At 72.0% G+C, this 12,423-nt stretch carries 13 protein-coding genes; 11 read left to right on the forward strand and 2 right to left on the reverse strand.

The features are described from left to right. Positions 1-343: 343 nt before the first annotated feature. The 3 genes from rplU to obgE all read left to right on the forward strand — a co-directional run bounded on the left by rplU (position 344) and on the right by obgE (position 2,540). On the forward strand, positions 344-664 hold the full coding sequence (rplU, locus tag ACMATS_RS25860) for a 50S ribosomal protein L21 (protein ID WP_067351638.1): 321 nt from the start codon (positions 344-346) through the stop codon (positions 662-664). Positions 665-678: 14 nt separating this feature from the next. Then, complete coding sequence (gene rpmA, locus ACMATS_RS25865) at positions 679-933, forward strand: 50S ribosomal protein L27 (protein WP_171087996.1); 255 nt, start codon at positions 679-681, stop codon at positions 931-933. A 164-nt stretch (positions 934-1,097) separates the two neighbouring features. After that, positions 1,098-2,540, forward strand: coding sequence for a GTPase ObgE (obgE, locus tag ACMATS_RS25870; protein ID WP_414169242.1), 1,443 nt, complete (start codon positions 1,098-1,100; stop codon positions 2,538-2,540). A gap of 70 nt (positions 2,541-2,610) precedes the next feature. Here the strand turns inward: obgE and ACMATS_RS25875 are convergent, their stop codons facing one another. Continuing rightward, the gene (locus ACMATS_RS25875) at positions 2,611-4,656 is read right to left on the reverse strand and encodes a hypothetical protein (RefSeq protein ID WP_414169243.1); all 2,046 of its coding nucleotides are present in this window, start codon (positions 4,654-4,656) and stop codon (positions 2,611-2,613) included. 256 nt (positions 4,657-4,912) lie between these two features. On the opposite strand from ACMATS_RS25875, the gene proB reads away from it, so the two are divergent. The 5 genes from proB (at position 4,913) to ACMATS_RS25900 (ending at position 10,149) form a co-directional block, all read left to right on the forward strand. Continuing rightward, positions 4,913-6,094 (forward strand): glutamate 5-kinase, encoded by a 1,182-nt coding sequence (gene proB, locus ACMATS_RS25880; protein ID WP_390780235.1) that lies wholly within the window; start codon positions 4,913-4,915, stop codon positions 6,092-6,094. Between the two features lie 201 nt (positions 6,095-6,295). Then, a complete protein-coding gene (locus ACMATS_RS25885; RefSeq protein ID WP_336411641.1) occupies positions 6,296-6,754 on the forward strand; it encodes a hypothetical protein in 459 nt (152 codons plus the stop codon). 162 nt (positions 6,755-6,916) lie between these two features. Then, positions 6,917-8,218, forward strand: coding sequence for a glutamate-5-semialdehyde dehydrogenase (locus tag ACMATS_RS25890; protein WP_390780237.1), 1,302 nt, complete (start codon positions 6,917-6,919; stop codon positions 8,216-8,218). 145 nt (positions 8,219-8,363) lie between these two features. Further along, the gene (locus ACMATS_RS25895) at positions 8,364-8,933 is read left to right on the forward strand and encodes a hypothetical protein (protein WP_390780238.1); all 570 of its coding nucleotides are present in this window, start codon (positions 8,364-8,366) and stop codon (positions 8,931-8,933) included. A gap of 139 nt (positions 8,934-9,072) precedes the next feature. After that, positions 9,073-10,149, forward strand: coding sequence for a hypothetical protein (locus ACMATS_RS25900; RefSeq protein ID WP_390780239.1), 1,077 nt, complete (start codon positions 9,073-9,075; stop codon positions 10,147-10,149). On the opposite strand, the gene ACMATS_RS25905 is transcribed toward ACMATS_RS25900, so the two are convergent. Continuing rightward, positions 10,146-11,198 carry a M48 family metallopeptidase gene (locus ACMATS_RS25905; RefSeq protein WP_414169244.1) on the reverse strand — a complete coding sequence of 351 codons (1,053 nt, stop codon included), beginning with the start codon at positions 11,196-11,198 and terminating at the stop codon, positions 10,146-10,148. The two genes, ACMATS_RS25900 and ACMATS_RS25905, sit on opposite strands and share 4 nt — an antisense overlap. A 90-nt stretch (positions 11,199-11,288) precedes the next feature. Here ACMATS_RS25905 and ACMATS_RS25910 point away from each other — a divergent pair, with 90 nt between their 5' ends. The 3 genes from ACMATS_RS25910 (at position 11,289) to nadD (ending at position 12,414) form a co-directional block, all read left to right on the forward strand. Then, positions 11,289-11,459 carry a hypothetical protein gene (locus ACMATS_RS25910; RefSeq protein ID WP_390780335.1) on the forward strand — a complete coding sequence of 57 codons (171 nt, stop codon included), beginning with the start codon at positions 11,289-11,291 and terminating at the stop codon, positions 11,457-11,459. 126 nt (positions 11,460-11,585) lie between these two features. After that, the gene (locus ACMATS_RS25915; protein WP_171087980.1) at positions 11,586-11,747 is read left to right on the forward strand and encodes a hypothetical protein; all 162 of its coding nucleotides are present in this window, start codon (positions 11,586-11,588) and stop codon (positions 11,745-11,747) included. Positions 11,748-11,802: 55 nt separating this feature from the next. Further along, positions 11,803-12,414 carry a nicotinate-nucleotide adenylyltransferase gene (gene nadD / locus ACMATS_RS25920; protein ID WP_414169245.1) on the forward strand — a complete coding sequence of 204 codons (612 nt, stop codon included), beginning with the start codon at positions 11,803-11,805 and terminating at the stop codon, positions 12,412-12,414. The last annotated feature ends 9 nt before the right edge of the window (positions 12,415-12,423 follow it).

The following is a 12,423-nucleotide window of genomic DNA, read 5'->3' on the forward strand; positions in this document are numbered from 1 at the left end:
CCGGGGGCGGGTCGGGCGGCACTGTGCCGCCCGACCCGCCCCTTCCCGTTCTGCCGCCGGGCGCAGGCAGGGCTGCGGGCCCCGTAAGGCCCCCGCACCCCGCACGGAATCCCCCCGCCGCGGAGCGGCCACCCCGGCGAGGGGCCCGGTTTGACCCCCTGGTCGAGGCCCCGTAACCTTGACCGTCGGTGTCTGTGCAAACCTGTGCGACACCGAAACCCCTGAGCAAACACCTCCCGCTCCGTCGGGGGAGGCCGCTCGTCCCCACAAGGACAGTCACGGGCCCTGCCCGTGCGAGTGGCTGGCATCAGAGGTCCCGTTCCTGAGCGAGAGAGAGTTCCGCGTGTACGCGATCGTGCGCACCGGCGGCCGTCAGCAGAAGGTTGCTGTCGGCGACGTCATCGAGGTTGACCGTATTTCCACCAGCAATGTCGGCGACACCGTCGAGCTCTCCACGCTGCTGGTCGTCGACGGTGACGCTGTCACCAGCGACCCGTGGGTCCTGGCCGGCGTGAAGGTTCAGGCCGAGGTTGTCGACCACCACAAGGGCGACAAGATCCGGATCCAGAAGTACAAGAACAAGACCGGTTACAAGAAGCGCATCGGCCACCGCCAGCTGCACACCGCGCTGAAGATCACCGGCATCGACGCTCCGGCGAAGTAAGGGACTGAGAACACATGGCACACAAGAAGGGCGCATCGTCCACTCGGAACGGTCGCGACTCGAACGCTCAGCGGCTCGGCGTGAAGCGCTTCGGCGGTCAGCTCGTCAACGCCGGTGAGATCCTGGTCCGCCAGCGCGGCACCCACTTCCACCCGGGCGCCGGTGTGGGTCGCGGTGGCGACGACACCCTGTTCGCGCTGGACGCCGGTGCGGTGCAGTTCGGCACCCACCGTGGCCGCAAGGTCGTCAACATCGTTCCGGTTGCCTGATCACCTGATCCAGGCTCCGTAGAGCGATAGCGATACGAGCGACACACGAGGGCGGACCTCCCTTCCCCGGCCCTGGGGAAGCGGGTCCGCCCTCGCTGCGTTACAACAAAGACAATTCCGTACACATCCCGTACGAACCCCGTAGTACCAGGAGGCACACCGCTATGACCACCTTCGTGGACCGCGTCGAGCTGCACGTCGCCGCGGGTAACGGAGGCCACGGCTGCGCCTCCGTCCACCGCGAGAAGTTCAAGCCGCTCGGCGGCCCCGACGGCGGCAACGGCGGCCGTGGCGGCGATGTGATCCTGGTCGTCGACCAGTCCGTCACGACGCTCCTGGACTACCACCACAGCCCGCACCGCAAGGCCACCAACGGCAAGCCCGGCGAGGGCGGCAACCGCTCCGGCAAGGACGGCACGGACCTCGTCCTGCCCGTCCCGGACGGCACCGTCGTCCAGGACCGGCACGGCAACGTGCTCGCCGACCTCGTCGGCCAGGGCACCCGCTTCATCGCCGCCCAGGGCGGCCGTGGCGGCCTCGGCAACGCCGCGCTGGCCTCGGCCCGCCGCAAGGCCCCCGGCTTCGCGCTGCTGGGCGTGCCCGGCGACGCCCAGGAGATCGTCCTGGAGCTGAAGACCGTCGCCGACGTGGCCCTCGTGGGCTACCCGAGCGCGGGCAAGTCCTCGCTGATCTCGGTGCTGTCGGCCGCCAAGCCGAAGATCGCGGACTACCCGTTCACCACCCTGGTGCCGAACCTCGGCGTGGTCACGGCCGGTTCCACCGTCTACACCATCGCCGACGTCCCCGGTCTGATCCCCGGCGCCAGCCAGGGCAAGGGCCTGGGCCTGGAGTTCCTGCGGCACGTCGAGCGCTGCTCGGTGCTCGTGCACGTCCTGGACACCGCCACGCTGGAGTCCGAGCGCGACCCGCTGAGCGACCTCGACGTCATCGAGGCGGAGCTCAAGGAGTACGGCGGCCTGGACGACCGGCCGCGTCTCGTCGTCCTCAACAAGGTCGACATCCCCGACGGCCGGGACCTCGCCGAGATGATCCGCCCCGAGCTGGAGGAGCGCGGCTACCGCATCTTCGAGGTGTCGGCGGTCTCCCGCGAGGGCCTGAAGGAGCTCTCCTTCGCCCTGGCCGGCATCGTCGCGGAGGCGCGTGCCGCCAAGCCGAAGGAGGAGGCGACCCGGATTGTCATCCGTCCGAAGGCCGTGGACGACGCGGGCTTCACGGTCGCGCTGGAGGACGACGGCATCTACCGCGTGCGCGGCGAGAAGCCGGAGCGCTGGGTGCGCCAGACCGACTTCAACAACGACGAGGCCGTCGGCTACCTCGCCGACCGCCTCAACCGCCTCGGTGTCGAGGAGGAGTTGATGAAGGCCGGTGCGCGGGCCGGTGACGGCGTCGCGATCGGCAGCGAGGAGGACGCGGTCGTCTTCGACTGGGAGCCGACGATGGCCGCCGGTGCGGAGATGCTGGGCCGCCGCGGCGAGGACCACCGCTTCGAGGCCCCGCGTCCGGCCGCGCAGCGCCGCCGCGACCGCCAGGCCGAGCGGGACGACGTACAGGACGAGTACGAGGGCTTCAACCCGTTCGGGGAGTAGGTCCGTTGAACGCCGGAGGGGCGGGACGATGCACATCGTCCCGCCCCTCCGGCGTTTGTCGTACGGAAGTTCAGCTCCGCTGTCCGGCCTCCACGGCCTCCCGCGGTGCGGGCACGGCCGAGGCCCGCTCCGCCATCCGCGCCGCCCGGGCGTCGGCCTCGGCCGCCAGGGCCAGCGCCGCCCGGTTGAACCGCACCAGTGACGGCGGGTCCGACGGCCCCAGCAGCTGCACCTTCAACTCGCCACGCGCGGCGGCCAGTTCGTCCTGCGCCGGGTCGCGCACGGCGGCCAGCAGCCCGGCGATCCCGTCCGCCTCCGGGGTGAGGATCGTCGCAGCGCTCACGGTCGGGAAGTTCGCCCGGAACTCGTCCTCGTCCATCCCGCTCGTGTTCGCGACCGCGTACGGCTTCTCGCTGATCAGGTAGTCCGAGACCACGCTCGACACGTCGCTGACGAGCAGTCGCGACTGGTTGAAGCAGCTGAAGAGGGACGGCCGCGCGGTCGTGATGATCTGGTGCTCCCACTCCGGCAGCGAGGCCCAATAGGCCGTCTCCCAGGCCGCGGTGGCGTCCGCGACGCCCGCCGCACGGCCCGGCTCCGGGGTGCCCTGCAGCAGCATCCGCTCGATTTCATCCGCACTGTCCCGGAAGGCGCTGGTGGTCAGGGCCTCCAGCTCGGCCGCGCGGCGGGCCAGTTCGGCCGCGGTCTCGGGGCCGGGACGGGGGCCGCCGCGGTGGGAGTTGGCCTCGCGGATCATGGCCTGGATGCGCTCGTCGGCCTGTCCGGCGCGCGGGTCGACCGAGCCGGTCATCGGGTGCGGCTTGTACAGCAGGCGGACCTTGGGGTCGGCCAGCAGCCCGCGCACGATGTTCTCGCCGGCGAGCATGACGGAGGTGTTGCCCGGGTTGCCGTCCCAGCCCTCCCAGGTGGGCGCGTACAGCACGGTGACGTACTCGTCCTCGCCGGGAGGCGTCGTGCTGCACGGCAGGATCGGGGCGAGCTGCGGGCGGCCGACCTCGACGACGTCCTTGTCCTCGACGCCGATGTCGGCGAGCTGGTAGCGCTCGCGGGCGGCGGGGCCGGCGACCCAGACCTCGTCGTAGGCCTTGGAGTAGGGGTTGCAGCTGGAGAGCTTGTCGCTCTCGCCGTGGTTGGTGAAGGCGTGCTTGATCGAGGGCATCCGCAGCACCTGCGAGGTCTTGCCGGAATTCGCGGGGTGCAGCATGATCTTCAGCGCGGACTTCTCCAGGGCCATCAGGTGGACGACCTTGGGGATGCACACGATGGGCACGTCCGTGGCCTCGATCTTCTGCACCATGAAGCGCTCGCGCAGCACGATGACCGGCTTGCCGTCGAGCTCGGCGAGGGTGGAGAGCCACATGTTGGCCTGGTAGGCCGAGGTGGTGCCGCCGGAGAAGTACATGCCGACGGTGGGCTTGTAGTCCGCGAGCCACCGGTCGAGCCACTCCAGCGCCTGCTTCTCGTCGGCGATGCGCTTCTCCGGCTTGAGCCAGCCGGCGAGGTGCACGGTGCCGGCGACGGCGAGCAGCACGCCCGCGGCGACCCCGGTCTCGGCCCACACGGTGTCCGAGGTGGCCACGGTGAGCAGCAGGCCGACGGTGGGGGCGACGGCGAAGCGCAGCAGCCGCCGGCCGTGCTGGCGGTACAGCAGGCGCGGCGGCGCGGCGGTCAGGTGCAGTCCGTCGGTGTCGATGTTGCGGGTGACGAACGGCAGGGTGCGGCTGCGTTTGACGACGATCGCGAGCGCCTGGCAGGCGAGGTGCGCGCCGTAGAAGAGAACCAGCCCGGAGACGACCGTGGTGTAGCCGCGCAGGGAGTTGTCGCTGTTGAGACGCAGGAGCCCGACCAGGATCAGCACGTCGCGCAGCAGCTGCCGCACCATGACGTCGAAGCGGATCTTGCCGAGCAGCGAGAGCAGGCCGGGGTCGCGGTGCTGCAGGTAGAGGTCGAGGGCGAGGCCCGCTGTCGAGGCGGCGACGAGCAGGGCCGCCTGGGGCAGCAGCGCCCCCACGAACTGGGCGGCGAAGAACGCCAGCATCGCGAGCAGCGCCGCGAGCTGCGCTGCTCGGCGGGGGGCTGTTCCGGCAGAAGGCACTGGGAGGGCTCCTGGCAGGAGGACTGGAGACGGAGATATAGACGCGTCTGGGCGGCTGTGGGGGGATGTGTTCCGCCGTAGCGCAGGGGCGGAACGACGGGGTCGACCACCGACCGTATGACGGGCGCCGGTCCGGGAGCAATCTTCCGATACCGCAGCAGCAGTCAAACAGGGTCGAACGACCACACTTCGTCAACCTGTAGATTTGCCTGCCTGAAACACACAGCACGACCGGCGACCACAGGGGTGTACGTACGTGACAGGGGCAGGGGAGCAGCGGGGGACGCGGCAGGAGGTCCGGGACGCCCGCCGCATCGTGGTCAAGGTGGGATCCTCGTCACTCACCACCGCGGGCGGGGGACTGGACGCGGACCGGGTTGACGCACTGGTCGACGTGCTGGCCCGGACGCTGCGCGAACAGAACACCGTGAACGCTGCGAACCCCGCGAACACAGCCGCGAAGGAGATCGTGCTGGTCTCCTCGGGCGCCATCGCCGCCGGACTCGCCCCGCTCGGCCTGGACCGCCGCCCGCGCGACCTGGCCCGGCAGCAGGCCGCCGCCAGCGTCGGCCAGGGCCTGCTCGTCGCCCGCTACACCGCCTCCTTCGCCCGCTACGGCCGCCGCGTCGGCCAGGTGCTGCTCACGACCGACGACACCAGCCGCCGCGCGCACTACCGCAACGCCCGCCGCACCCTGGACCAGCTGCTGGCGATGGGCGCCGTGCCCGTCGTCAACGAGAACGACACCGTCGCCACGGACGAGATCCGCTTCGGCGACAACGACCGGCTCGCCGCCCTGGTCGCCCACCTGGTCCGGGCCGACCTGCTGATCCTGCTGTCGGACGTCGACGGCCTCTACGACGGCGACCCCAGCACCCCGGGCACCTCGCGGATCGCCGAGGTCCACGGTCCGCAGGACCTGGAGGGCATCACCATCGGCAGCGCCGGCAGGGCGGGCGTCGGCACGGGCGGCATGGTCACCAAGGTCGAGGCGGCCCGGATCGCGGCCGCCGCCGGCATCCCCGTGGTGCTCACCTCGGCCAGCCAGGCCGATGCCGCCCTGCGCGGGCGGGCCACCGGCACGCTCTTCCACCGCACCGGCCGCCGTTCCGCCGACCGCCTGCTCTGGCTCGCCCACGCCTCCGCCCCGTGCGGCGCCCTGGTGCTGGACGACGGCGCCGTCAAGGCCGTGGTCGAGGGCACCGGCTCGCTGCTGCCCGCGGGCATCGCCTCCGTCGTGGGCGAGTTCAGCGCGGGCGACCCCGTCGAGCTGCGGGACACCACGGGCCACGCCGTCGCGCGGGGGCTCGTGGCCTTCGACGCGGGGGAGATCCCGCAGCTCCTGGGCCGCTCGACCCGCGAGCTCGCGCGCGAGCTGGGCCCCGAGTACGAGCGCGAGGTCGTGCACCGGGACGACCTCGTCGTGCTGCGCCGCTGACGGACGTCATACGGGGGTCACGCGGGCCGGGAACCGTCGGCCGAACTGCCGGTCAGCAGAGCCTTTCCTCGGTCCTTTCCGCAAAACCCCCACACCGCCGCCCGCCGACTGGTCAACTTTGAGGTACGGCAGCACAACGAGAACCAGCACGGCACGGCTCCGCCCCACGCGTGCGGAGCAGCGATCAACGGGAGGCCGCCGGTGAGACGAGGGCGCCCAGGGGCGCAGCCCAAGGGGACGGCGGAGCGCACACTGACCAGCGTCGGGTCCGGCACGCCGGACCCTGCGAGCCGGAAGGGCGGTGAGAGGCCCGGCGACGTGTCGCGGCTGTGGCACATCACCCTCAGCGTCTCGGGCAGCGAGGCGCCGCTGAAGGAGGTCCGGCGGGCGCTCGAACAGCTCGCGCACGACCATCCGTTCCTGCTGACCAGCCGCTACGCCAACGACCACGCCGAGATCCGGTACTGGGAGGAGGCGCGCGACCTGCACGACGCGGCCGCCGTCGCGCTGCGGCTGTGGGGCGAGCACCGCTCCACGGCCCGGCTCCCGCCGTGGGAGATCGTCGGCCTGGAGGTCATCGACCGCGAGACCTACCACCAACGCATCGCCGAGGGCCACGGCCCCTTGCCGGCAACCCCGGTGGGCGTCCACCCGTTCTGACACGGCACCGCGCCCGACTCGCGCCCCGACCTGCGCCCCGCAAGGGGCGCGGGGAACTGCGCGAGCAACCACGACGAACCCGCACCCGAACACCGGCCGGAACCGTCCCGCACTGTGAAACCCCGCCGCTCGCCCCCGGCGCGAGGGTTAGGCTGCGGAGCCATGAGCAGCGTTTTCCCCTCCCCCCTCGCCGACCCGATGCCGCAGTCGCCCGTTCTGCGTGCCGCCTACCGCGCCCGCGCCGCGGCCGCCGACCTGGCGCCACTGCCGCGGTCGGCGAAGGACGAGGCGCTGCTGGCCATCGCCGACGCGCTGGAGGTCCGCACCCGCGAGATCGTCGACGCCAACGCCGAGGACGTCGCGAAGGCCCGGGCCGCGGGCACGAGCGAGAGCATCGTCGACCGGCTCACCCTCACCCCCGAGCGGGTGCGCGCCATCGCCAAGGACGTCCGCGACGTGGCGGCGCTGCCCGACCCGGTGGGAGAGGTCGTGCGCGGCTCGACCCTGCCCAACGGCATCGACCTGCGCCAGGTGCGCGTCCCGCTGGGCGTCGTCGGCATCATCTACGAGGCCCGCCCCAACGTCACGGTCGACGCCGCCGCGCTCTGCCTGAAGTCCGGCAACGCCGTGCTGCTGCGCGGCTCGTCCTCCGCCTACGTCTCCAACACCGCCCTGGTGCGGGTGATCCGCGACGCGGTCGGCGGTGCCGGGCTGCCCGCGGACGCGGTGCAGCTGGTGCCGGGGGAGAGCCGTGAGTCGGTGCGGGAGCTGATGCGCGCCCGCGGCATGGTCGACGTGCTGATCCCGCGCGGCGGCGCCTCGCTGATCCGCACGGTCGTCCAGGAGTCCACGGTCCCGGTGATCGAGACGGGCACGGGCAACTGCCACGTGTACGTCGACGCCGAGGCCGACCTCGACATGGCCGTCGAGATCCTGATCAACTCCAAGGCCCAGCGCCCCAGCGTCTGCAACGCCGCCGAGACCCTGCTGGTGCACCGGGACATCGCCGAGCGCTTCCTGCCGCTCGCCCTGGCCGCCCTCGCCGAGGCCGGGGTGACCGTGCACGGCGACGAGCGGGTGCTGGAGCTGGCGGAGGGCTCCCCGGCCACGGTGGTGCCCGCCACCGCGGAGGACTGGGAGACCGAGTACCTGTCGTACGACATCGCCGCCGCGGTCGTGGACGACCTGGACGCGGCCGTACGCCACATCCGGCTGTGGACCTCGGGCCACACCGAGGCCATCGTCACGACCTCGCAGGCCGCCGCCCGCCGCTTCACCCAGCTCGTGGACTCCACGACGGTCGCCGTCAACGCCTCGACGCGGTTCACCGACGGAAGCCAGTTCGGGTTCGGCGCCGAGATCGGCATCTCCACGCAGAAGCTGCACGCCCGGGGCCCGATGGGCCTGCCGGAGCTGACGTCGACGAAGTACATCGTCACGGGCGACGGCCACACGCGGCGCTAGGCGCACCCGCGCCCCGACTCGCGCCCCGACAGGGGCGCGGGGAACTGCGCGATCAGCCACCGACGACCCGCACCCGAACGCCGGCGGTACCGCGAATTCCCGTACGCCCCGCGCGGATTGGCCGCTTCGGGGCTACTCTGAACGGGTGCCGGACGACGTGGGGGGCAGGCCGTTCCCGGACGGCGAGGAGCCCGACAGCCACTGCCGCGGGGGCGCGGACGACCCGTTCGCCTCCGTGGTCTTCGACGAGGAGTTCGTGCGGGCCGCCGCGATCCACGAGCCCTCGGCGGCCGAGCGGATGCTCGCCGCCGACCGGGCCCGCTCCGGCGGTGGCCCCGCCGACGACGACCCGTACGAGGAGGCCGCCGGGGACGGCTTCCGCCCGGGCCGGGCGATGGAGCTGCCCGGCTTCGCCCAGAGCCTCGACCCCGACGACGCCTACGGCCCCTACGGGCGCTACGGCAATGCCCGGGGCCCCTACCGCGGCCACGCCCGCTGGCGGCGCCCGGTGGCCTGGGTGCTCGCCGTGATCATGGGCATAGGCGTGGTCGCCCTCGCCTTCGCCGCCGTCTACCGGGGGGCCGCCTCCGCCGGGGACCAGGAGCCCGTCCCGCCGACCGCTACCACGGGCGCGGGGGCGCCCGCGGGGCCGCTCCCGTCCGTCTCGGCCGACTCGGAGCCCCCGGCCGCCCCGGCCGCACCACGCCGGGGCTGACCGCCGCCCAGGGCTTGGCCAAGGCCCTGCGCGCCCGTAAGCGGAACCGGCATCCGTTCACCCGACGGAGTGAATTTTCGTCAGAACTTGTCGCGTACCAGCGCGTTTACCGAAGCCCCGACGGACCTACTCTTGAGGTATGGACGGGCCTGGAGACCCACCTGAGGGCACGCCCGAGGGTGCCCCGGGAGGTGGCGACGAAGAGTACCGATCCGTCGTCTTCGACGAATCGTTCGTCCGTGCTGCCCGGCTCCGGGAGTTCTCCGCCCGCGAGCGCATGGACGACCACGCCCCGGCCGTCCGCACCCGGCACGCCTGGGTGCGCGTGAGCGCCTCGCGCCAGGTCCTCCTGCTGGTCATATTGATCACCCTCGCCTTCGGCACGGCCGTCTACATGGGCCTGCGCCACCCCTACAAGGAGCCCAGGCCGCCCTCCGCGGAGCCGCTGCGCGTCGCCCTCGTCCCGCTCGCCCCGCACGATGCCGTGCCCGGCGGGGACGCCAGGGCGCTCTTCGACCACAGTCCGGCCGTCCAGTTCCGCGACGGGACCGACGGCGTCACCCTCCCGGCCGTACGGCGCACCCAGAATTTCTCCGAGTCCCTCGTGATGGCCGCGCTCGCCACGGCCAAGGAGTACACGGTCAAGTCCGCGCTCGACCCGGCCGTGCTCACCGGAGGCTCCCAGCGGACCGTCCGGCTGCTGCTGGCCCCCGCCCAGCTGGACCAGTTCGACCGCAGTTTCGACCGGCCCGCGGACGACGGCCTGCACGAGGCCACCGGCTGGCTGGTCCGCTTCGACCCGTCCCAGGTCGCCCTCGCGGACGCGCCCGTCCGGACCCAGGGCGTCTTCTCCGTCACGGAGGCCTCGCCGGCGGCGCTCGAGGTCTCCGCGGACCACACCTTCGTCTACGCCGTGCGCCCGGCGAAGCCGGGGGCCGGGCAGTCGGCCCAGGCCTCGCTGTTCACCGTGCGGCGCACCGTGAAGTTCCGCTTCGACCGCGACGACCTGCAGGAACACCACGTCCAGGTGCTGCAGAGCGCGGTGCAGGCGGGCCCGGAGTCCTGCTCGGCGGACGACGCGTCCTACCTGCGGCCGCTGCTGGCCGGCCAGCGGGCCGCGGCAGGCGGCCCGGCGGACACGGACCCGTACGCCACGGGCGTCCCCCAGACGGCCCTCTGCGGCTCCCTGGCCCCGGGCGCGGAGCCCAGGCCCTAGCCCTGGTTCCCCTGGTTCCCCCGGTTCCCCTGCCCCCGCCCGAACAGCTTGCCGCCCAGGTCGCCCACGCCCCCGGCCACGTCCCGCACCAGACCCATCAGCGGATCCTTGCTCGCCTTCACCGACTCCGCGTAGTGGCTCGCGGACTCCTTGAAGGAGTCCGTCACCGAGGTGTCCTTGTCCTCCGACCGCCGCGGGTAGTGCCCGTCCATGATCCGCTGGAAGTCCCGGCTCTCCGCCCACCGCTTCAGCTCCGCCGCCCGCACCGTCGCGAACGGGTGGCTGCGCGGCAGCACGTTCATGATCTTCAGCACCGAGTCGCGCAGGTCGCCCCCGCGCTCGTACTCCTCGGCCTGGGCGAGGAACGCGTCCACGTTCATCTGGTGCAGGTGGTTGCCGCCGGCCATCTTCATCAGGCCCCGCATCGACGCCTGCAGGTCCTGGCCGGCCAGCAGGCCCGCCCGGTCCGCCGAGAGCTCGGACTTGCGGAACCACTCGCGCAGCGCCGTCACGATGGCCATCACCGCGATGTTGCCCAGCGGGATCCAGGCGACCTTGAGCGCCATGTTCGTCAGGAACAGCAGGATCGTGCGGTAGACCGCGTGCCCGGACAGCGCATGGCCCGTCTCGTGCCCGACGACGGCCCGCATCTCCTCCTCGTCCAGCAGCTCCACCAGGCCCGTGGTCACCACGATGATCGGCTCGTCCAGGCCGATGCACATCGCATTGGGCTGCGGGTCCTGGGTGACGTACATCGGCGGGAGCGCGGGGACGTCCAGCACCGCGCACGCGTCGACCAGCATCGCGTGCAGGTGCGGGAACTGCTGCTCGCTCACCCGTACCGAGTCCGACAGGTACAGCAGCCGCAGGCTGCGCTCGGGGAGCAGGCCGCTCAGCGCCTTGAAGACCGTGTCGAAACCGCTGAGCTTGCGCAGGGCCACCAGGGCCGAGCGGTCCGCCGGATGCTCGTACGCACGCGAGGAGAGGTCCGGGAAGCGCCTGCGCTCCCGTGCGGGCTCGGTGCTGTGGTCGATACTGCCGTCACTCATGGCGACCCCCTCGGTGGGCTGCTGCACGGCCCGTCCCCCGGCTGTGGACCCCAGCCTAGGCCGTGACTCGGACATGGCTACCGTGGAGGCATGCCCCTCATCGATGGTTTCACTGCTCACCCTGCTTTCCCCATGCTGCTGGCCGTCTCCAAGGAGGACGTGGGCCCCGGCCCCGTCCTGCGCACGGTTCTGCTCGTCGGCCTGATCGGCGTCCCGCTGACCGCCTGGTTCCTGCTGCGCGGCTACCGCAAGAAGGACTGACCGAGGACCGGCCGCGGACGGCCGTACGCGGACTTGGCGGAGTCGGCGTGAGGTTGGCGTAAGGGCCCGCATACGATGTGGCAGAAGTCTCCACCCGACCACGTCACCGGATAGGTCCTGCTGCCGATGTTCATCGCCACTGCCCACTCAGCCCTGGTCTCCCTCGCCTCCGAGGGCGAGCACGTGGACACCCACAAGAGCATCAGCCCCTACATGACCGGCGGCGCCGCCCTGGTCATCCTGCTGCTCCTGCTCTGGATCACCACCCGCTTCAACCGCGACCGCTGACCCCACCGGTCCCTGAGGGCGGGCCCCCGAGCCGTGCCCAGTAGGGTCTGCACGCATGGAAGAGCAGACAGAGCCCGTGAAGCGGCGGCTCGGCGTGATGGGCGGAACGTTCGACCCCATCCACCACGGCCACCTGGTCGCCGCCAGCGAGGTGGCCGCGAAGTTCCACCTGGACGAGGTGGTCTTCGTGCCGACCGGGGAGCCGTGGCAGAAGAGCCACCGGAAGGTCTCCCCGGCCGAGGACCGCTACCTGATGACGGTGATCGCCACCGCGTCGAACCCGCAGTTCTCGGTCAGCCGCATCGACATCGACCGCGGCGGTCCCACCTACACCGTGGACACCCTGCGCGAGCTGCGGTCGCTCAACGAGAACGCGGACCTGTACTTCATCACCGGCGCCGACGCCCTGGCGCAGATCCTCACCTGGCGGGACACCGACGAGCTCTTCTCGTTCGCCCACTTCATCGGGGTCACCAGGCCCGGGCACATACTGGCCAACCCCGGCCTGCCCGAGGACCGCGTCTCCTTCGTGGAGGTCCCGGCGCTGGCCATCTCCTCCTCCGACTGCCGGGCGCGCGTGGCCGAGGGCGAACCTGTCTGGTACCTCGTGCCCGACGGTGTGGTGCGCTACATCGACAAGCGCAGGCTGTACCGTCACGACGGCTGAGTCCCGCCG

The sequence above is a fragment of the Streptoverticillium reticulum genome, assembly GCF_047456005.1.
In the GTDB taxonomy this organism is placed as follows: domain Bacteria; phylum Actinomycetota; class Actinomycetes; order Streptomycetales; family Streptomycetaceae; genus Streptomyces; species Streptomyces reticulum.

Coding starts and splice junctions, on each gene's coding strand:
- rpmA (WP_171087996.1), top strand. CDS start 679: ATGGCACACAAGAAGGGCGCATCGTCCACTCGGAACGGTCGCGACTCG.
- obgE (WP_414169242.1), top strand. CDS start 1,098: ATGACCACCTTCGTGGACCGCGTCGAGCTGCACGTCGCCGCGGGTAAC.
- ACMATS_RS25890 (WP_390780237.1), top strand. CDS start 6,917: ATGAGCAGCGTTTTCCCCTCCCCCCTCGCCGACCCGATGCCGCAGTCG.
- ACMATS_RS25900 (WP_390780239.1), top strand. CDS start 9,073: ATGGACGGGCCTGGAGACCCACCTGAGGGCACGCCCGAGGGTGCCCCG.
- ACMATS_RS25905 (WP_414169244.1), bottom strand. CDS start 11,198: ATGAGTGACGGCAGTATCGACCACAGCACCGAGCCCGCACGGGAGCGC.
- ACMATS_RS25910 (WP_390780335.1), top strand. CDS start 11,289: ATGCCCCTCATCGATGGTTTCACTGCTCACCCTGCTTTCCCCATGCTG.
- ACMATS_RS25915 (WP_171087980.1), top strand. CDS start 11,586: ATGTTCATCGCCACTGCCCACTCAGCCCTGGTCTCCCTCGCCTCCGAG.
- nadD (WP_414169245.1), top strand. CDS start 11,803: ATGGAAGAGCAGACAGAGCCCGTGAAGCGGCGGCTCGGCGTGATGGGC.